This is a genomic window from Cytobacillus sp. Hz8, assembly GCF_042263505.1.
In the GTDB taxonomy this organism is placed as follows: Bacteria; Bacillota; Bacilli; order Bacillales; family Cytobacillaceae; genus Bacillus_BE.
Map to the genome: position 1 here is coordinate 174,861 of NZ_JBHKFI010000007.1, position 18,712 is coordinate 193,572.

Consider the following 18,712-nt stretch of genomic DNA (forward strand, 5'->3'; position numbering starts at 1 on the left):
TAAGTTTCCATACAAGCTAGAAAAAACATACATATATTAGTAATAAAAAAACACAAATAAGAATGCAATGGGACTCCCTTAATTAATTTAGAAAGTGGTAAAATAATAGGGTGTAACTGAGAAATGGAGGAGCAATAAAAAAATGAAAATAAAATTAGGTTTATTATATGGTGGAAAGTCAGCAGAGCATAAAGTATCGTTACAAACGGCTCAAGCGGTTATTAATGCATTAGACCATCATAAATTTGAAATCCATCCAATTTATATAACAAAAGAAGGACAATGGATCAAGGGACCACAGCTTGATGGACCTGTTGAAAATGTCGGTGCCTTAGAATTTAATCATGGTAAGGCACTTGCACCTACTGCGTTAGCACCTACCTTATTTGAGGAAGGGCAAGATGGTGGTTCTTTTGATGTGATTTTCCCATTATTACATGGACCTAATGGTGAAGATGGAACGGTACAGGGACTTTTAGAATTATTAAATCTTCCTTACGTTGGAAACGGTGTTCTTGCTTCAAGTGCAGGAATGGATAAAGTCATTATGAAAAATATTTTCGCTCAGGCTGGTCTTCCTCAAGTTAAATATGTATCTTTTATACGTGTTGATTGGGAAAATGAGAAAGAAGATGCTTATCGGAAGGTCGAAGAAGAGCTTGGTTATCCTTGTTTTGTTAAACCAGCAAATCTTGGTTCAAGTGTGGGTATTAGTAAATGCTCGAATAGAAAAGATTTGGGAAAAGCGTTTATCGAAGCCTTTCAATTTGACCGTAAAGTGATTATTGAAGAAGGTGTGACAGCAAGGGAAATTGAAATTGCTGTTTTAGGAAATGATAAGCCTGAGTGCTCTGTACCAGGTGAAATTGTTCCGAAAAAGGATTTCTATGATTACACTGCTAAATATGAGGACGGAAATACGGCGTTAATTATTCCTGCAAAAATGGAGGAGAAGCAATTAGAAGCTTTAAAGGAAATGGCAATCAAAGCATTTAAATCATTAGACTGTTCAGGTCTTGTTCGAGCAGACTTTTTCTTAACTCATGATGGTCAATTCTATATTAATGAAGTGAATACAATGCCTGGATTTACACCAGTTAGCATGTTTCCACTGTTATGGAAGCATACGGGATTAGATTATCCACAATTAATCGAACGACTAGTTCGCCTTGCGATGGAACGATATGAAGAAAAACAGCAGATAAAATACACCATCTAAACAACCTTGATATAAAGCGGTGGGGGAACCCTTTTTGTGAGTTCCCCACTGCCTAATCATTAACCAGGCGATTTGCTTGTTTCTGAAATGAAGACGGTTAAGAGAAATATAGGAGGAACTATGATCAAACGAACATTAAAGCAAATAACGTCAATGATGAAAGTGGAAAATGATGTGAATTCATTTTCCAATCTCGTAGTTCATGGGGTTTGTATTGATTCTAGGAAGATAGATAAAGGGAATTTATTTATTCCATTAAAAGGTGAAAAGATGGATGGTCATCGTTTTGTTGAAGCAGCGATTGAAGATGGCGCTGCTGCAGCCCTTTGGCAAAAAGATGTGCCTAACCCACCTACACATTTACCGATTCTTATCGTTGAAGATACGGAAAAAGCCTTGCAGGAACTGGCAAGAAGTTATAGAAATCAACTAAATGTTAAGGTAGTGGGAATAACAGGAAGCAATGGGAAAACTACGACAAAGGATATGGCAGCGAGTCTTCTCAGTCTTAAATATAAAGTTCAAAAAACAGAAGGAAATTTCAATAATCATATTGGTTTGCCATTAACGGTTCTTTCTTTGAATGAGGATACAGAAATAGCTGTATTGGAAATGGGTATGAGTGCCAAAGGTGAGATAGAGTTTCTTTCTAATTTGGGTAGGCCTGATCTTGTGGTCATCACAAATATCGGTGAGTCTCATCTTCAAGATCTTGGATCAAGAGAAAGTATTGCAGATGCGAAGACAGAAATTCTTTCTGGATTAAGAGAGAATGGAATCATTATTTATAATGGAGATGAGCCTCTTTTAAAGGAAAGATTACAAAAATATGGCCATAAATGGGAGATACATACATTTGGCAGGAATGCTGGGAATACTCTTTATCCAACACATATGGAACAAAATAATGGTGGTAGTCTTTTCACTATTAATCAGTCAAATAGTGTCTTTAATCTTCCAGTATTAGGGGGCCATAATATTCTGAATGCACTGGCTGCCATGCTGGTGGCGCATTCTTTTCAAATTCCGTTTGAAGATATGAATGAGGGATTAAAAGAACTAAAACTAACGAATATGAGGATGGAGCTTGTAGAAGGTGAAAAGGGAGAAAGAATCATTAATGATGCCTACAATGCCAGCCCAACTTCTATGAGAGCGGCCATTGAACTTGTATCTAATCTTACCGGGTTTACCAATCGGATATTAGTTCTTGGAGATATGCTTGAATTAGGGCCAAATGAAGAGAAATTTCATTTTGAAATAGGGCAATCCTTGAATCCCCAAAAAATCAACTATGTATTTACTTATGGAAAATTAGGGAAATATATTGCGGATGGCGCAAAAACATCCTTGAAATCCGAAAGAGTTTTTCATTTTACTGATAAATCAACTCTTTCGGCGAAAATTAGAGAATATACGAATGCTCAAACTTTAATTTTGGTAAAGGCTTCAAGAGGGATGCGACTAGAAGAGGTTGTACACACCTTGATGAAGAAGAATAAATAATTTTATGATGGTAGAAGGTTCTCTTTAGGTTAAGGGGACCTTCTTTTATATACATATAAGTAAGTGGAAAATTGATATATTAAAGAAGTTTAAAAAATAATTCACAATTTCAATATCTAATAAATTCCTTATCGTTATATGATTAAATTACTAGGCATTTTGAACGATTTATATAAGGAGGAATTTTTTTGAAAGGATTTTTATTTTGGTCCCATTCTAAAAATATTCAAGAATCCGATTCAATGAATCAATTAGATAAAGTGTCACCAACCAATCAAACTATTGAAATGACTGCCCCTCATTCATTTAAAGAATTGTTGAATCTAGAACAAGGACCTCAAATTACTTTTACCGGCCTAACAGAAGAAGATATCCAAAAACTAACTAAATTAAAACCAATGATGGAAAAGAATGCTCCAATCATTGTAGACTCCTTTTATGAAAGACTTCAAAGCATGAACAATTTGATGGGGATTATAGAAAAATATTCCACGATAGAAAAATTAAAGCAAACTCTAAGACAGTATTTGCTTGAAATGTTTTCTGGTAATATTGGGAAAGAATATATTGCTAGAAGGCAGGCGGTTGGGAAGGTACATAATCGAATCGGACTTTTTCCTGAATGGTATATCGGAGCCTATGTTTTCATTCAAAATGAATTTCTCCGAATTCTGACGCTTGAGTTAAATTCATGGGAAGAAGTGACGGATTATTATCAATCTTTTATGAGGTTGTGTTCATTTGATATGCAAATAGGGATTTCAACCTATATTGAATTCTACACCTCTAATATGATGAAATTAAATGAAGTCGAAGAGATTCAGCAGCGTCTAAATGATTCAGCCACTTCATTAGCTGCAAGCGCAGAGGAAACCACCTCCTCTATTGCTGATAAGGGCGATCTGGTTGGGGAAATGCTTGATGAAATCCAAATAATCTCTAAATCAACAAAGCAAATGATTGAGAAAGTTGAAAATGGAAAGGATGAAATTTTTGGGGCGTTAAGTAAGGTGGATGGAGTGGTCAATTTAATTGAGACCACAAAAACTTTGACGACAGAGTTAACGAATAGTTCGGTAAAAATTGGACAAGTCGTCCAAACAATAAGAGGAATTTCCAATCAAACGAATATTTTATCCTTAAATGCTGCTATTGAAGCTGCACGTGCTGGTGAACATGGGAAAGGATTTTCAATCGTTGCACAAGAGGTAAGGACTCTTGCTCAAAAAACAGAGGAAGCGCTCGATCATATTCAAGGACAAATTGGCTCTGTTCAAGAAACCATTGATAAATTCGAACAAAGCTTTAAGCAAATTGTCGACCAAACAAGTATGTTTAGAGACACCAATCAAAACATCATTCAAATTCTTGAAAATTCCGTGGATAGTGTTAAATCAAGTGATAGCAGGATTCACCATTTTAGCAGTAATATATTAAGGTTTAAACAAACATTTGAAGAAATTTCTACTGCCTCTAATCAAGTGGCTGAAATGGCTGAAAAATTGAGCGGCTTAAATCAGGAGTTATCACAAAAATTTAATTGAATTGGATAAAGCACCCATATAATTGTGTTCTGACATTATCTTGAGGTTTCGCTTTATTGCATTCATTCTCTTTAGATGTTAAGATTAATTTCAAAGTGTCAAGGAGAAATTTTCTATTTCGGGCATACTCCTAAAAGGGGAATGTCTTTTTTCACTTTAATAATCAGGATAACATGAATTTGAAGAAATTGATGTGCATACAAGTAATTCGGTAATATTAAAATGTTTTAAAGAAACAAAAGGAGAATGAAAAAATTGACAAAGTTTCAAGAATTAGGTATTAGTCCGGCAACACTGAAATCACTAAAAAGAATGGGATTTGAAGAAGCCACTCCCGTTCAAACAGAAACGATTCCGTTAAGTTTGGAAAATAAAGATTTAATTGGACAAGCACAAACAGGGACGGGTAAAACAGCTGCATTTGGGATCCCTTTAGTCGATAAAATAGATAAGGAAAGTGACGTTATTCAAGGCATTATTATTGCTCCGACTAGGGAACTCGCTATTCAAGTTTCTGAGGAATTATATAAAATTGGCTACGGAAAAAGAACACGCGTATTAGCGATCTATGGTGGACAAGATATTAACCGTCAAATTCGCGCGCTAAAAAACCATCCTAATATCATCGTTGGTACACCAGGACGTATCTTGGACCACATCAACCGCAAAACATTGCGTTTAGAAAATGTCCATACGGTTGTTCTTGATGAGGCAGATGAAATGTTGAATATGGGCTTTATTGAGGATATTGAATCCATCCTTGCCCAAACACCAACAGAGCGTCAGACATTGCTTTTCTCAGCAACGATGCCAACTCCAATTCAAAGAATGGCAGAGAAGTTTATGAAGGATCCACAAATTGTCCGCGTCAAAGCAAAAGAAATGACGGTTCCGCAAATTGAACAGTACTATATAGAGGTTCAAGAAAAAAGCAAATTTGATGTGCTGACAAGATTACTTGATATTCAATCACCTGAACTTGCCATCGTTTTCGGAAGAACGAAGCGAAGAGTAGATGAATTATCAGAGGCATTAAACTTAAGAGGATATACGGCTGAAGGAATTCATGGTGATTTAAGCCAAGCGAAGCGTTTGTCTGTATTAAGAAAGTTTAAAGAAGGTTCTATTGATGTTCTTGTTGCAACGGATGTGGCTGCAAGGGGTCTAGATATTTCTGGAGTTACGCATGTCTATAATTTTGATATTCCACAGGATCCAGAGAGCTATGTTCACCGCATTGGCCGTACAGGACGTGCTGGAAAAGCTGGCGTAGCAATGACGTTTATTTCTCCGCGTGAAAAATCATACTTGCATGTTGTAGAAAAAACAACAAAAAGAAAAATGGATCGGATGAAGCCACCGACATTGGATGAAGCATTAGAAGGCCAACAAAAGGCTGTAATGGAAAAAATTCTGCAAACGATTGAGTCTAATAACCTGCAGTACTATAAACAAGCTGCTGAAGAATTATTAGAACAACAAGATCCAACAACGGTAGTGTCAGCTATTTTGAAAATGTTGACAAAAGAGCCTGATACGACACCAGTTAAATTAACAGAGGAAAAGCCGCTTCCAGCGAAAAAAGATCGCAATCAGGATCGCAGAAGAAATTATGATTCTTCCAATCGGAAAAAAGGCCCTTGGAAGCCTCGTCAAGGCCAAGGCGGAAAACGGTATGGAAATGGAAATGGCAATTATAATAAGCAAAAGACAAATTCTCATCATTAAGATGATTGAAAAGGAGGGCGAATATCGCTCTCTTTTTTCATACTTAAAGAAAGTATAAATTGGCAGCAATGATGAAAATTCGACGTAGAAGCCAATTTTAGGAATTAAGTATAAGTGCACAAAGGGAGGCTTCCGAGAGACGCTTCGCAGCCGAAAAAAGCGCTTTTCTTTTTTCGGTGAACTACGACTCTGTCTTCGCCTGAAGGCTCGCCAATCGGCGAGTTTCCTTTATAATGAAAGGGAGGTTTCCCTTGAAAATGTCTTTCTTAATGGAACCTTTGTATAATTGTGACGTAATAGAGTTATATCTTTAGTTGTAGGGACACTTTGTTTGAGGAGGAGAAAAAATGGTTGAACCACAGAAACGAATATCTGAGCAAGCATTAACCGTTTGGCGAATTTCTAGTGCTATTTTTTCGATTATTCCGCTATTGGTCGTAATCGGTGTGGCTGTTTCCACTTATTTTTTTGAATGGCCAATGTGGATTCTTATTACAGCAATTATTTTATTTTTATTATACATATTTATATTTGTATATTTGTTTCCAGAAATCCGTTGGAAACGATTTCGTTATGATGTGAGAGAAAAAGAAATTGAGCTGCAAAGCGGAATCTTAATTGTTAAGAAGACACTGATCCCGATGGTGCGTGTTCAACATGTGGATATGAAGCAAGGGCCATTGCTCAGAAAATATCAATTAGCATCTGTTACAGTATCAACCGCTGCTACGATACATGAAATACCGGCATTAGATGAAGAAGAGGCTGAGGAACTACGCGTCTTTATTTCCCGCCTAGCAAGGGTGGTAGATGAGGATGTCTAAGGCGAAACGTCTACATCCAGTTGCGGCGATTTCAAATTTTTTAAAACAGCTGAAGGAATTGATTGTTCCATTTATTGTTTTTGTGGTCTTAGGAAGCAAAGGGACTCGCTGGGATTATTTCTACCTTGTAGCTTCTATTGTGACAATTATCTATGTCCTTATTATGGGAGTTCTATCATGGCTTCGTTACACTTATCGAATTGAGGAGGGAGAACTTAGAATTGAATACGGTGTATTTGTTAGGAAGAAAAGATATATTCCCATTGAAAGAATACAAAGCCTGGATTTATCTGAAGGAATTCTGCATCGTCCTTTTGGCCTTGTAAAGGTAAAAGTAGAAACAGCAGGCTCCAGTGCTATGGAAGGTGCTGAGGCAGAATTAACAGCTATCACGAAATTAGAGGCAAAGGAAGTTGAAGCAGCCTTAATAGCCTATAAAAAAACAAAGTCGGAGGAAAACAGTTTTGAATCGGAAGAGGGCGATTCAATCGTACGCCCATCGGAAGAAATCATTTATCAAATCTCCATAAAGGAATTGATCCTCCTCTCCATTACATCAGGTGGAGTTGGGGTCGTACTTTCTGCAATCATTGCTTTTGTTTTTCAATTTGAAGAGATTATTCCATATGAAAAAGTGTTTCATCAGCTAAAAGGCCTTGTAGCAAGTGGATTTATGCTTATAACCTTGCTCGTTTTTGCCGGTTTCCTCTTGGCGTGGATTGCTGCCTTGATCGGAACGATGATTAAATATGCAAATTTTACCGTAAAAAAGCTTGAACGCGATTTAATCATTCAGAGAGGGATCTTAGAGAAGCGACAATTGACAATCCCCTTAAATCGAATTCAGGCAGTCAGAATCAGCGAAAATCTAATTAGACAGCCATTGGGCTATGGAACGGTTTATCTTGAAAGTGCCGGGGGTTCTGTGAAGGATATAGACAGTGCAAAGGTTATGATGATCCCAATCATGAAGAAAAAACAAATCGTTCACTATCTCGAAGCTATTCTGCCTGAATACAAGGCCGATCCGGTGATTGAACCCGTTCCCATTCGGGCTTTAAAGCGATATATTTTAAAAAGCTGGATGATTGTGGCTCCGTTCATGGTAACGGCAATAGTGATCAATAGACCGTGGGGGTATCTATCCTTAATAGGACTGCCAATTGTAACATTATGGCAGTATATAAACTTCCAAACTGCAGGGTGGGCGTTATCGGGGGATCAATTAACTTTAAGGTATAGAAATATATCAAAGAGCACGGTCTTTTTGCAAAAAAATAAAATTCAGTCCCTTACTCTGAAAGAGAGCTATTTCCAACAAAAGAAGCAGCTTATGACCATTCAGGCTGTGATTAAATCCGGATCAGGAGCATCAGGTGGGACCGTAATCGATTTGGAGAAGAAAAATGGGCTTGAAACCTATCGTTGGTACTCAAGTCCTTCCAAGAATGGAACGAACCTAACTCTGGAGGAGGAAGGATCAGTTATTTACTCAGAAGACCGATAATCGCGAGAAATAGAATAATCACTACTAAAATCCATTTAAGTGAAAAAGGACCGACTGGTTTTTTTATAAATCTTCCTTTTGTGATAGTTGGGAAGGAAAAAGAGGGATTTCCACTTTTTCCAAGGTAAAGACGACCAAGCGTGAAGCCAGAAAGAAGACCAAAAATGTGCCCGGTAATATTAATATTATGTTGAAAAAATGTCATGATGACTCCGATTATCGTGATCGTTAAAATGATCTGGGCATTCTCTCTTGAGAGGAGATCTTTACGGAAAATCACAATGGCAACATAAATCCCAAATAATCCAAAAATCGCTCCGCTAGAGCCTACATGGGTATAAGGTAAAGGTTGAAGAATTAAGGTTGCGATATTGGCGATTAATCCAGTTGTGACATATAAGAATAAAAAAGTGGCTTTGCCAAGGATTCTTTCCAAACCAGGCCCAAATAATAAGAGCGAAAAACTATTAAAAAGCATGTGAGAAAAACCGCTATGCAAAAATATAGGCGTCACAAGGCGCCATAATTCACCTTCTCGAATATAGAGGTTTACCCCCATAAATTTTTCAAAAATCCAGGAATTTGGGAATATGGGTGTTATGGTAACCATGTATAAAAGAAAATGCAAAAGAATAATCAATGTGACAATCGGGTATAAACGAATGAATTCTTTAAAGGTTTCCGTTCGTGTAAACATATAGCCTCCCTTAAAATCATCGAATTCTCTACTAATGATTAATTATAAAGATGCTTATAGGGCTTGTCATTATTGTATGCTTGAGATGAATTAAATAGAAGGAAGATGTAGAGTGATTACAGGAATAGGAATAGATATTGTTGAGCTTGATCGGATTCAGCAATTCATGGAAAGGCAGAAAAGATTTGTGGACCGAATTTTAACAAACAATGAGCGAATGCAATTTGAGCAACTAACTGCGAGAAGAAAAGTGGAATTCTTGGCTGGCCGATTTGCAGCTAAGGAAGCTTTTTCAAAGGCATACGGAACAGGTATCGGTGGCCATCTATCCTTTTTAGATATTGAAATCGCTAAGGAGGAAAGTGGAAGAGTATATGTGGCAAAACCATTAAAGAAGGGGGTTCACCTCTCTATTTCTCACAGTAAAGAATTTGCTATTGCACAGGTTGTGATTGAAAAAAATTAAAGCTTGTCACTATTGTTGAGCATATTCCTTTAGGTTGTCTCATATATTCATAGTGCACTAGGAGAGACAAGGCTAGACGGCGGGAAAACGAATCCTGTAACTTTAAAATGGATGAATCAAACCCATTTAAGTCTAACTAAAATCTTTTTCTCTCCTTCATGAAAAGCATGAAATGAGACAAAAGGGGCTGAAGGAAGAATGAAAAAGTTTTTAATGCTTCTCGCCGGGCTATTGGTTGTTGTCGCATTGTCTGCTTGTGGTACTAAATCACAGGATGACGTTGTTAAGAAGCTTGATGGCAAATTAGATGATTTAAAAGGCTATAAAGCAAAGGCAACCATGACCTTGCAGATGGGAACAGAACCACAAACTTACAATGTAGAAATATGGCATAAGGATCCATACTACTATCGTGTAAATTTAAAGAATAGCAAAAAGGATCAAAGTCAAATGCTCCTAAAAAATGATGATGGGGTCTTCGTATTAACTCCTGCTCTAAATAAGAGTTTCCGTTTTCAAAGTGATTGGCCGGAAAACAGCAGCCAAGCCTATTTATACGAATCTTTGGTACAGGATATTATCGAGGATAAGGAGGCAAAGTTCACAGCAACAAAGGATCATTATGTATTTGAAACAAAAACTCGTTATCAAAATCATAAAATGCTCCCATATCAAGAGATTAAGTTAAATAAAAAGACTTTTGCACCAGTCAGTGTGAAAGTGATGGATCCTGATCGCAACGTTCTTCTAACAGTAAAATTCTCCAATGTAAAATTTGATGCAGATTTTGATAAAAAGGATTTTGATATTCAAAAGAACATGACTGCTGCACAATTACAAGTTCCGGTTATGGCAGATGTAAATGAAAAAGAATTTAGCGTCAAAATTCCAACTGCTGAAATACCTGGAGTAAGCTTAGTGGGAGAGAAGGAAATTGATATAGAGGATGGCAAACGCTATATTCTCACTTATGAGGGAGATAAATCTTTTACACTTGTTGAAGAAAAAGCGGAGGTTGCTACGGCACAAGCTTATGTGACACCAGTGCAAGGTGAACCAGTTGATTTAGGCTTTACAATTGGGGCTCTTTCAGATAACCGAATTACATGGACACATGAAGGAGTCGAATACACACTAGCTTCAAAGAATTTAACAGATGAAGAAATGATTATGCTTGCACGCTCTGTACAAGGAACCGCTGAAAAATAATCTGATAACGAATGAAAGAGGCTCGGGAAGGACTTGAGCCTCTTTTATTCGGCTATTTATTTGTTATATTCTAATCGTGAATGACCAGTATTTTACATGATTTGGCAGATTAAATTATCCAATTCCATTTGACAAATTGAGAATACGGAGGTTCAATAATATACATGTAAAAATTGAACGGAACATAAGGAAGTGGATAAAAAGTGGAAGAACAAGCCCTCTTTTTCAGGGATACATGGGTAGAAGTTGATCTCGATGCTATAGCAGCTAATTTAGAAGAAACTAAGAAACTACTCAATCAAGATACTAAATTTATTGCAATCGTCAAAGCGAATGCATATGGACATGGAGATGCACAAATAGCAGAAGTCGCATTGGAATCGGGTGCTTCTTATTTAGCGGTTGCTTTTCTAGATGAAGCGATTGCCTTAAGGAAAAAAGGAATAAATGCACCGATCCTCGTTCTAGGTGCAAGTCGGGCTCAAGACGTTTCAATTGCAGCAGAGCAGCAAATTACATTAACGGTATTTCAAGAGGATTGGCTTTATGATGCAATGCACTATCTGAATAAAGATGTGCCGTTAAAGGTTCATATCAAAATTGATACAGGTATGGGGAGAATTGGGGTTAAGACTCCGGCTGAGTTGCAAAAGGTTGAAGAAATCATGATGGCAGATGGGCGTTTCGAGATTGAAGGGGTTTTCACTCATTTTGCGACCGCAGATGAAATGGACCGAACTTATTATCATCAGCAATTAAAGCAATTTAATACGATGGTTGAATCCATGAAGGAAAAACCTGTTTTAATCCATGCCAGCAATAGTGCGGCTACTCTAAGAAGTCAGGAGGCGCACTTTAATGCTGTACGATTGGGAATTGCGATGTACGGATTAACCCCTTCCATGGAAATGGAGCCGGAAATTCCTTTCCCTTTAAAAGAGGCCTTTTCTTTACACTCTAAACTGATTCACGTAAAAAAATTAGAAAAGGGTGAAAAGGTAAGCTATGGGGCAACATACGAAACCCCAGAGGAAGAATGGATAGGGACGATTCCAATTGGATATGCTGATGGATGGATCCGCAAACTTCAAGGACAATTTGTATTAGTGGATGGAATCAAGGTTCCTATCGTTGGGAGAATCTGCATGGATCAATGTATGATCAAGCTTCCATACGAGGTTCCAGTAGGGACAACCGTCACTTTAATTGGAAAACAAAAGGACCAATTCATTTCGATTAATGATGTCGCTACCCGCTTAGAGACCATTAACTATGAAGTGCCATGCATCATTTCCAATCGAGTTCCAAGAATATATAAGAAATTTGGGAAAATGGTGGATATGAAGAATTCTATTTTGTATTATTAAAGTAATCGATTCATAAATTTTGATTTTAATAAAAAAAGAAAAATCATATTTAAGATTTCTTTGCGTAAAAATGCATAAAAGGGTATTTTTTTGGTTGATAATACAGAAGAATTATCGATTAGTCTTTGCATTCATAGCAATTGATGTTAATATTAAAATTGGTAGAAGAATCGAACTGTGTTTTTTTGGTTTACAGCCTTTTATGGCTTGATAAATTCGGTATATATGGTCTTAGGAAACGAATAGTATAGGACTGACTGTATATGCGGGATTAAATGGTGTGTAGTGATGGTGGAGGTGTATGTTTGTGTCTGAGTCTAGCGCAACAACAGAGATATTAGTGAAGTTACCGCAACATCTTTTAACCGAATTAGATGGTTTTGTAAAACAAGAAAATGGAAACAGAAGTGAATTCATTTATCAAGCAACAAAAATGTATTTGCGCGACCGGAAAAAGAGACAAATTCGCGAATCCATGAGGCGTGGTTATATGGAAATGGCGAAAATCAATTTAACGATTGCTTCTGAAGCATTTCAAGCAGAATTTGAGGCAGAAAACACAGTTGAACGTCTAGTAAGCGGGGGATAATCCTTTGATTGTCAAACGTGGTGACGTTTATTTTGCTGACCTATCCCCAGTTGTTGGTTCTGAACAAGGCGGTGTTCGTCCGGTGCTTGTCATCCAAAACGATATCGGGAATCGGTTTAGTCCCACCGTAATAGTTGCAGCAATAACCGCTCAAATACAGAAAGCAAAGCTGCCTACTCATGTTGAAATTGATGCGAAACGATACGGTTTTGAACGAGATTCGGTCATTCTGTTAGAACAAATTCGTACAATTGACAAACAACGCTTAACCGATAAGATTACTCATCTCGATGACGAAATGATGGAAAAAGTGGATGATGCCTTGCAGATTAGTTTAGGTCTCATCGAATTTTGATTATAGGTACGCTCTTAAAAAAGAGCGTTTTTTTATACATTAGGGTAGAATAATTTGGGAAAATTTCCATAAACATGGTGATTTCCTGATTTTTGCCCTAATGTGTAAAACGAAATTTGCCTTGTTTTCTGCCTCAATGCTCGCCAATTATGGCGAGTTTTTTTGTGCTGTAAAAAGTATAGATTGACAGCAGGGAGATAATCGACGGGCTTTCTTTATTTGTGAAGTGGTGGGTCCATTTGTGCAACGGCGAGTTGGATTTGTTACAATATATAGTATGACTCTTGAAAATAATTTGTTGGAGGACTGACCATTGGAACTATTAATTGAAAATAAAGAATCATTACTCCATATGATTGCATCAGAGCAATCCCTCTCAGTTAAACAAGTGAAAAGTGTGATTACATTACTTGAAGATGGAAATACGGTTCCATTCATTGCCCGCTACCGTAAAGAGCAAACGGGAGCGCTTGATGAGGTACAAATCCGTAATATTATGGAAAGATGGCAATACATACAAAATCTCGAACAAAGAAAGTCGGAGGTTATCCGTCTTATTGAGGAGCAAGGAAAGCTAACAGATGAATTAAGAATAAGCATTGAAAAGGCCTTGAAGCTTCAAGAAGTGGAGGATTTATATCGCCCTTATAAGCAAAAACGAAGAACGAAAGCGATTATTGCAAAAGAGAAGGGCTTAGAACCATTAGCCGAATGGATGCTGACTTTCCCCCATACAGGCACATTAGAAGAAAAAGCAGAGGAATTTATTTCGGAAGAAAAAGAAGTGAATTCCACAGAAGAGGCCATTAATGGCGCAAAGGACATTATTGCTGAGATCGTTTCGGATGATGCAGATTGCCGCAAATGGATAAGAAATGAAACCTTTAAAACGGGTACGATCGAATCAGAGGTAAAAAATAAGGAACTAGATGAAAAGCAAGTATACGAAATGTATTATCAATACGGAGAGCCGGTTCAGAAGATCGTTCCTCACCGAATTCTTGCCCTTAATCGTGGGGAAAAAGAGGATATCTTAAAGGTTTCTCTTAAGCCCAATACGGATTTTATCTTAAATTATTTACAAAAGAAATGGATTAGTAAGGCAAACTCCATTGCTGCGAAGGCTGTTTTTGAAGCTATAGAAGATGGGTATAAACGTTTAATTCAACCATCTATTGAGAGAGAGATTCGCAATGAATTAACAGAAAAAGCGGAGGAACAGGCTATTCACATCTTTTCAGAGAATTTACGGAATCTCCTTTTGCAACCTCCATTGAAAGGAAAGGTTGTTCTTGGTGTAGACCCTGCATATCGGACAGGATGTAAATTAGCGGTTGTAGATGAAACAGGTAAGGTCCTTCGAATTGATGTCATCTATCCTCATCCGCCTGTTTCAAAGGCAAAGGAAGCCAAGGTGAAATTTGAGGAAATATTAAAGGCCTATAAAGTAGAAATGGTTGCGATTGGGAATGGAACAGCTTCCCGAGAAACAGAGAAATTCGTTGCGGATATTCTAAAAGAACAAAAGGAAGAAATTTATTATATAATCGTGAACGAGGCTGGTGCGAGTGTGTATTCTGCATCTGAACTAGCGAGAGAAGAATTCCCTGATTTGCATGTTGAGGAAAGAAGTGCAGCTTCCATTGCAAGACGATTGCAGGACCCTTTGGCAGAGTTAGTGAAAATTGATCCGAAATCAGTGGGTGTTGGGCAATATCAACATGATGTCTCACAAAAAAGATTATCTGAATCCTTAACCTTTGTTGTCGAGACCGCTGTTAACCAGGTTGGTGTAAATGTAAATACAGCTTCGTCATCTTTGCTTCAATATGTATCTGGTTTATCCAAGTCGGTTGCGAATAACATTGTCAAAAAGAGAGAAGAAGAAGGGAAATTTACCAAGCGTGAACAGCTTAAGAAAATTCCGCGTCTTGGAGCAAAAACCTATGAACAAGCGATTGGTTTTTTAAGAGTTCTTGATGGAAATGAGCCATTAGATCGGACAGGTATCCATCCTGAAAACTATAAAGAGGTTAAAACCTTATTATCTAGTCTAGGTTTTTCAACTAGTGATTTAGGTGGTACAGAACTACGGGAAGCATTAGCTAAAATGGATGTGAAAGAAAGGTCCAGGGAGTTAGGTATTGGCGAATTAACTTTAAAGGACATTATAGATGCATTGATGAGGCCTGAACGAGATCCGAGGGATAATTTACCAAGACCATTATTGAAGAAGGATGTCCTAAAACTGGAGGATTTGAAATCAGGAATGGAACTCCAAGGAACCGTACGAAATGTAGTAGACTTTGGAGCGTTTGTTGACATCGGTGTCAAACAAGATGGATTAGTGCATATATCAAAGCTAAGCAATAAATTTGTTAAGCACCCACTTGATATCGTGTCTGTGGGGGATGTTGTTACGGTTTGGGTCGACTCAGTTGATGTGAATAAGGGCAGAGTGTCTTTAACGATGCTAGCTCCAAATAAGTAAACAGGCCAAGAAGCGTAGCTTTAAATAAGGAATGAAATTAGGCGTGAGCTCATAATGGGAGCTCATGCCAATTTTATTGAGGAGGAGAAAAGCCTTTTAGTAAATTAAAGCTAAATGTTCATAGTGCATGAAGGTTCATATATATAATTAACAAAGGAATTAATAATAAATGGAATTTAGAACTAAGAGAACTAGAGTTCGGAGTCAATTGTTTTCTTTTTGTAAAAAAACCAGCATTGGTTTAATAATTTAATTTGATAACGATTTTTTTCATAAAAAGCCCGTTGTATTTGGTTTTGAAACCATATCGGCATATCTCAAAACCTCCTATGAATGATGATGTGTTTATCATTTCCATGCAGAAGACTCCCATCTTAAGGAATTGGAAGGGCTTAGCCTAGTGAGTAGGCAGGAAATGAATGTCGGTTGGCAAAATCCCGAATTATCTTCAATATGGCATAAATGAACATGTATAAGTGAGACAAACAATGCGTTCGTGAACTAAGCCTATAACTTTCGTATTTATCCAAAATGAAATACAGATGGAGCTCATCAAGAAAACGATTGGCTGTTCAGTTCAAGTGGAGTAATTGTATATTAAATGTATGTTATAATAGGTTGTCATGTTCCCTGTTTGTTAGATAGGTTTGCGATTATAGTCAAATTTTTTCAAGGGTTGAATCATTTTTGCTCAGGACTTGAGAGGTTTTTGATAGCAATCAATAATGCTTTAAGAAATGCTTGATTGGCATATGGAGGTTTGAAGAAGAAATGGATGATCGGGAGCTACAAGAATTAGTTGAGAATTTATCACTTCGGTATTTTCAAAGGTCATTTAATCATCAGGCTTCTTTTAATTCTCGATTGCAAACGACAGGAGGACGATATCTTTTAACTAGCCATAACATTGAAATTAATAAGAAATATCTTGAACAGTTAGGAAAGAATGAATTAATTGGCATTATCAAGCATGAGCTGTGCCATTATCATCTTCACTTAGAGGGCGGGGGATATAAACATGGTGATGCTGATTTTAAACAATTGCTTAAAGAGGTAGATGCTCCTCGACATTGTGCTACACTTCCTAATCGCCCTAAAAGGAAATCCTCTATGAAACTTTATATTTATGCCTGTAAGAGTTGTAATCAATTATATAAGCGTAAAAGGTCAATTAATACTAAGAGATATGTATGTGGAAGATGTGGAGGGAAACTCAAGAAGGTGATTGAAGGTAGTTAAAAAGAGAGGTATTAGGTGGATTAAATTATTTTAGTGGAGGGAAAGAAATCATCTCAAAAAAGTATGTTGACTTTTTATAGGGTGCTAACTATAATATAAAGAGTCGACAAGACGAGTTTAGATTATTCCGCAGTAGCTCAGTGGTAGAGCAACGAGCGATTCTTCAATGAATATGCTTCGAGTTGTACTCATCGAGCCACTACTTGGATAGGCTTCCTGAGATGAGGACATTCGGCAAAGTTAATCAAAGTTTAGGAAAGTGTACTAGTTATTCCGCAGTAGCTCAGTGGTAGAGCATTCGGCTGTTAACCGAACGGTCGTAGGTTCGAATCCTACCTGCGGAGCCATATGGGGAAGTACTCAAGAGGCTGAAGAGGCGCCCCTGCTAAGGGTGTAGGTCGGGTAACCGGCGCGAGGGTTCAAATCCCTCCTTCTCCGCCATATGAATTTTATTGGCCCGTTGGTCAAGCGGTTAAGACACCGCCCTTTCACGGCGGTAACATGGGTTCGATTCCCATACGGGTCATTTGTATAAATTAGTTGGTCCGGTAGTTCAGTTGGTTAGAATGCCTGCCTGTCACGCAGGAGGTCGCGGGTTCGAGTCCCGTCCGGACCGCCATTTTTAAGTAGTGTGAATAATTTTGTTTGTGAAGTTGAAATATATAGAGGCGTTCGATTTTTAATCAGTTGATTGTGTGGTTATATTAAGGGAATGTCGACATATTTAACTACAGGAGCATCTCAAAGCAGCATATTCATTTGTACTTAAATATGTCTGCGGTGCATATTCTTGGAGCTTAATCGAAGAAGTGCTTCGTGGTGTTTATTCAATGGGCTATAGCCAAGCGGTAAGGCAACGGACTTTGACTCCGTCATGCGTAGGTTCGAATCCTGCTAGCCCAGCCATCATATTTTTGAGCCATTAGCTCAGTAGGTAGAGCATCTGACTTTTAATCAGAGGGTCGAAGGTTCGAGTCCTTCATGGCTCACCATATTTTTTTAATGCGGGTGTGGCGGAATTGGCAGACGCACCAGACTTAGGATCTGGCGCCGCAAGGCGTGGGGGTTCGACTCCCTTCACCCGCACCAAGACTTTCCAGTTGATTTTAAATGCTATGAAGTGTTAAAATAGTATTTGCTAGTTCAATAGGCGGTCGTGGCGGAATGGCAGACGCGCTAGGTTGAGGGCCTAGTGGGTGAATAACCCGTGGAGGTTCAAGTCCTCTCGGCCGCACCAAAAAAGTTGTTGACATAAACGACTAGATATGATATTATATAAAAGTTGCATTAAGCGCCCATAGCTCAATTGGATAGAGCGTCTGACTACGGATCAGAAGGTTGCGGGTTCGACTCCTACTGGGCGCGCCATGAATAATCGGGAAGTAGCTCAGCTTGGTAGAGCACTTGGTTTGGGACCAAGGGGTCGCAGGTTCGAATCCTGTCTTCCCGACCAGAATAATTTAATGATTCGCGGGTGTAGTTTAGTGGTAAAACTACAGCCTTCCAAGCTGTTGTCGTGGGTTCGATTCCCATCACCCGCTCCAATAATTATTGCTCTTTGAAAACTAAACAAACCATACGTCAACGTTAATTCTATTTTAAAAATTAAGAGCTAATCTTACTCTTTTTCGGAGAGTTTGATCCTGGCTCAGGACGAACGCTGGCGGCGTGCCTAATACATGCAAGTCGAGCGAACTTGCGGGAGCTTGCTCCCAAAAGTTAGCGGCGGACGGGTGAGTAACACGTGGGCAACCTGCCTGTAAGACTGGGATAACATCGGGAAACCGATGCTAATACCGGATAATTCTTTCCTGCTCATGCAGGAAAGCTGAAAGATGGCTTTTGCTATCACTTACAGATGGGCCCGCGGCGCATTAGCTAGTTGGTGAGGTAACGGCTCACCAAGGCAACGATGCGTAGCCGACCTGAGAGGGTGATCGGCCACACTGGGACTGAGACACGGCCCAGACT

The 18,712-nt window shown here is 38.2% G+C and carries 15 protein-coding genes, 11 tRNA genes and 1 rRNA gene; 25 read left to right on the forward strand and 2 right to left on the reverse strand.

What is annotated here, in order from left to right:
- Positions 1 to 142 precede the first annotated feature (142 nt).
- From ACE38V_RS11160 to ACE38V_RS11185, 6 genes are all read left to right on the forward strand, one after another.
- Positions 143 to 1,219 carry a D-alanine--D-alanine ligase gene (locus ACE38V_RS11160; protein WP_375841333.1) on the forward strand — a complete coding sequence of 359 codons (1,077 nt, stop codon included), beginning with the start codon at positions 143 to 145 and terminating at the stop codon, positions 1,217 to 1,219.
- 120 nt (positions 1,220 to 1,339) lie between these two features.
- On the forward strand, positions 1,340 to 2,725 hold the full coding sequence (locus ACE38V_RS11165; protein WP_375841334.1) for a UDP-N-acetylmuramoyl-tripeptide--D-alanyl-D-alanine ligase: 1,386 nt from the start codon (positions 1,340 to 1,342) through the stop codon (positions 2,723 to 2,725).
- A gap of 188 nt (positions 2,726 to 2,913) precedes the next feature.
- Positions 2,914 to 4,269 carry a protoglobin domain-containing protein gene (locus tag ACE38V_RS11170; RefSeq protein ID WP_375841335.1) on the forward strand — a complete coding sequence of 452 codons (1,356 nt, stop codon included), beginning with the start codon at positions 2,914 to 2,916 and terminating at the stop codon, positions 4,267 to 4,269.
- Between the two features lie 255 nt (positions 4,270 to 4,524).
- Positions 4,525 to 5,997 (forward strand): degradosome RNA helicase CshA, encoded by a 1,473-nt coding sequence (gene cshA, locus ACE38V_RS11175; RefSeq protein ID WP_375841336.1) that lies wholly within the window; start codon positions 4,525 to 4,527, stop codon positions 5,995 to 5,997.
- Between the two features lie 347 nt (positions 5,998 to 6,344).
- Positions 6,345 to 6,821 carry a PH domain-containing protein gene (locus tag ACE38V_RS11180; protein ID WP_375841337.1) on the forward strand — a complete coding sequence of 159 codons (477 nt, stop codon included), beginning with the start codon at positions 6,345 to 6,347 and terminating at the stop codon, positions 6,819 to 6,821.
- Positions 6,814 to 8,328: a PH domain-containing protein gene (locus ACE38V_RS11185; protein ID WP_375841338.1), complete on the forward strand. Its 1,515-nt coding sequence runs from the start codon at positions 6,814 to 6,816 to the stop codon at positions 8,326 to 8,328. The genes ACE38V_RS11180 and ACE38V_RS11185 overlap by 8 nt, the downstream gene beginning before the upstream one ends.
- Here the strand turns inward: ACE38V_RS11185 and ACE38V_RS11190 are convergent.
- Positions 8,306 to 9,025: a rhomboid family intramembrane serine protease gene (locus ACE38V_RS11190; RefSeq protein WP_375841339.1), complete on the reverse strand. Its 720-nt coding sequence runs from the start codon at positions 9,023 to 9,025 to the stop codon at positions 8,306 to 8,308. The two genes, ACE38V_RS11185 and ACE38V_RS11190, sit on opposite strands and share 23 nt — an antisense overlap.
- Before the next feature lie 112 nt (positions 9,026 to 9,137).
- Between ACE38V_RS11190 and acpS the strand changes: the two genes are divergently transcribed.
- The 6 genes from acpS (at position 9,138) to ACE38V_RS11220 (ending at position 15,502) form a co-directional block, all read left to right on the forward strand.
- Positions 9,138 to 9,491 carry a holo-ACP synthase gene (gene acpS, locus ACE38V_RS11195; protein ID WP_375841340.1) on the forward strand — a complete coding sequence of 118 codons (354 nt, stop codon included), beginning with the start codon at positions 9,138 to 9,140 and terminating at the stop codon, positions 9,489 to 9,491.
- Positions 9,492 to 9,689: 198 nt separating this feature from the next.
- Positions 9,690 to 10,700, forward strand: coding sequence for a LolA family protein (locus ACE38V_RS11200; protein WP_375841341.1), 1,011 nt, complete (start codon positions 9,690 to 9,692; stop codon positions 10,698 to 10,700).
- A gap of 203 nt (positions 10,701 to 10,903) precedes the next feature.
- Positions 10,904 to 12,067 carry an alanine racemase gene (gene alr / locus ACE38V_RS11205; protein ID WP_375841342.1) on the forward strand — a complete coding sequence of 388 codons (1,164 nt, stop codon included), beginning with the start codon at positions 10,904 to 10,906 and terminating at the stop codon, positions 12,065 to 12,067.
- 307 nt (positions 12,068 to 12,374) lie between these two features.
- A complete protein-coding gene (locus tag ACE38V_RS11210) occupies positions 12,375 to 12,656 on the forward strand; it encodes a CopG family ribbon-helix-helix protein (protein ID WP_375841343.1) in 282 nt (93 codons plus the stop codon).
- Positions 12,657 to 12,660: 4 nt separating this feature from the next.
- Positions 12,661 to 13,011 carry a type II toxin-antitoxin system endoribonuclease NdoA gene (gene ndoA, locus ACE38V_RS11215; protein ID WP_075980482.1) on the forward strand — a complete coding sequence of 117 codons (351 nt, stop codon included), beginning with the start codon at positions 12,661 to 12,663 and terminating at the stop codon, positions 13,009 to 13,011.
- A gap of 352 nt (positions 13,012 to 13,363) precedes the next feature.
- Positions 13,364 to 15,502 carry a Tex family protein gene (locus ACE38V_RS11220; protein ID WP_375841351.1) on the forward strand — a complete coding sequence of 713 codons (2,139 nt, stop codon included), beginning with the start codon at positions 13,364 to 13,366 and terminating at the stop codon, positions 15,500 to 15,502.
- 191 nt (positions 15,503 to 15,693) lie between these two features.
- Here the strand turns inward: ACE38V_RS11220 and cmpA are convergent, their stop codons facing one another.
- Positions 15,694 to 15,816 (reverse strand): cortex morphogenetic protein CmpA, encoded by a 123-nt coding sequence (gene cmpA / locus ACE38V_RS11225; RefSeq protein WP_375841344.1) that lies wholly within the window; start codon positions 15,814 to 15,816, stop codon positions 15,694 to 15,696.
- Between the two features lie 457 nt (positions 15,817 to 16,273).
- Here cmpA and ACE38V_RS11230 point away from each other — a divergent pair, with 457 nt between their 5' ends.
- The 13 genes from ACE38V_RS11230 to ACE38V_RS11290 form a co-directional block, all read left to right on the forward strand.
- Positions 16,274 to 16,741 carry a SprT family protein gene (locus ACE38V_RS11230; protein WP_375841345.1) on the forward strand — a complete coding sequence of 156 codons (468 nt, stop codon included), beginning with the start codon at positions 16,274 to 16,276 and terminating at the stop codon, positions 16,739 to 16,741.
- 272 nt (positions 16,742 to 17,013) lie between these two features.
- Positions 17,014 to 17,088, forward strand: a tRNA-Asn gene (locus ACE38V_RS11235).
- A gap of 3 nt (positions 17,089 to 17,091) precedes the next feature.
- Positions 17,092 to 17,182 (forward strand) — tRNA-Ser (locus tag ACE38V_RS11240).
- Between the two features lie 13 nt (positions 17,183 to 17,195).
- Positions 17,196 to 17,267: transfer RNA gene (locus ACE38V_RS11245), tRNA-Glu, on the forward strand.
- 16 nt (positions 17,268 to 17,283) lie between these two features.
- A tRNA-Asp gene (locus ACE38V_RS11250) sits at positions 17,284 to 17,360 on the forward strand.
- Between the two features lie 212 nt (positions 17,361 to 17,572).
- Positions 17,573 to 17,647 (forward strand) — tRNA-Gln (locus tag ACE38V_RS11255).
- Between the two features lie 10 nt (positions 17,648 to 17,657).
- Positions 17,658 to 17,733, forward strand: a tRNA-Lys gene (locus ACE38V_RS11260).
- 12 nt (positions 17,734 to 17,745) lie between these two features.
- Positions 17,746 to 17,830: transfer RNA gene (locus ACE38V_RS11265), tRNA-Leu, on the forward strand.
- A 61-nt stretch (positions 17,831 to 17,891) separates the two neighbouring features.
- Positions 17,892 to 17,978, forward strand: a tRNA-Leu gene (locus ACE38V_RS11270).
- Positions 17,979 to 18,032: 54 nt separating this feature from the next.
- Positions 18,033 to 18,109, forward strand: a tRNA-Arg gene (locus ACE38V_RS11275).
- A gap of 8 nt (positions 18,110 to 18,117) precedes the next feature.
- A tRNA-Pro gene (locus ACE38V_RS11280) sits at positions 18,118 to 18,194 on the forward strand.
- A 17-nt stretch (positions 18,195 to 18,211) separates the two neighbouring features.
- Positions 18,212 to 18,285: transfer RNA gene (locus ACE38V_RS11285), tRNA-Gly, on the forward strand.
- 81 nt (positions 18,286 to 18,366) lie between these two features.
- Positions 18,367 to 18,712: ribosomal RNA gene (locus ACE38V_RS11290) — 16S ribosomal RNA — on the forward strand; the annotation flags it as partial.

Excerpts from the sequence above, each read along its gene's own strand:
- ACE38V_RS11220 (WP_375841351.1), top strand. The coding sequence starts at position 13,364 with ATGATTGCATCAGAGCAATCCCTCTCAGTTAAACAAGTGAAAAGTGTG.
- cmpA (WP_375841344.1), bottom strand. The coding sequence starts at position 15,816 with ATGCCGATATGGTTTCAAAACCAAATACAACGGGCTTTTTATGAAAAA.
- ACE38V_RS11180 (WP_375841337.1), top strand. The coding sequence starts at position 6,345 with ATGGTTGAACCACAGAAACGAATATCTGAGCAAGCATTAACCGTTTGG.
- ACE38V_RS11190 (WP_375841339.1), bottom strand. The coding sequence starts at position 9,025 with ATGTTTACACGAACGGAAACCTTTAAAGAATTCATTCGTTTATACCCG.
- ACE38V_RS11165 (WP_375841334.1), top strand. The coding sequence starts at position 1,340 with ATGATCAAACGAACATTAAAGCAAATAACGTCAATGATGAAAGTGGAA.
- ACE38V_RS11160 (WP_375841333.1), top strand. The coding sequence starts at position 143 with ATGAAAATAAAATTAGGTTTATTATATGGTGGAAAGTCAGCAGAGCAT.
- ACE38V_RS11185 (WP_375841338.1), top strand. The coding sequence starts at position 6,814 with ATGTCTAAGGCGAAACGTCTACATCCAGTTGCGGCGATTTCAAATTTT.
- ACE38V_RS11230 (WP_375841345.1), top strand. The coding sequence starts at position 16,274 with ATGGATGATCGGGAGCTACAAGAATTAGTTGAGAATTTATCACTTCGG.
- ACE38V_RS11200 (WP_375841341.1), top strand. The coding sequence starts at position 9,690 with ATGAAAAAGTTTTTAATGCTTCTCGCCGGGCTATTGGTTGTTGTCGCA.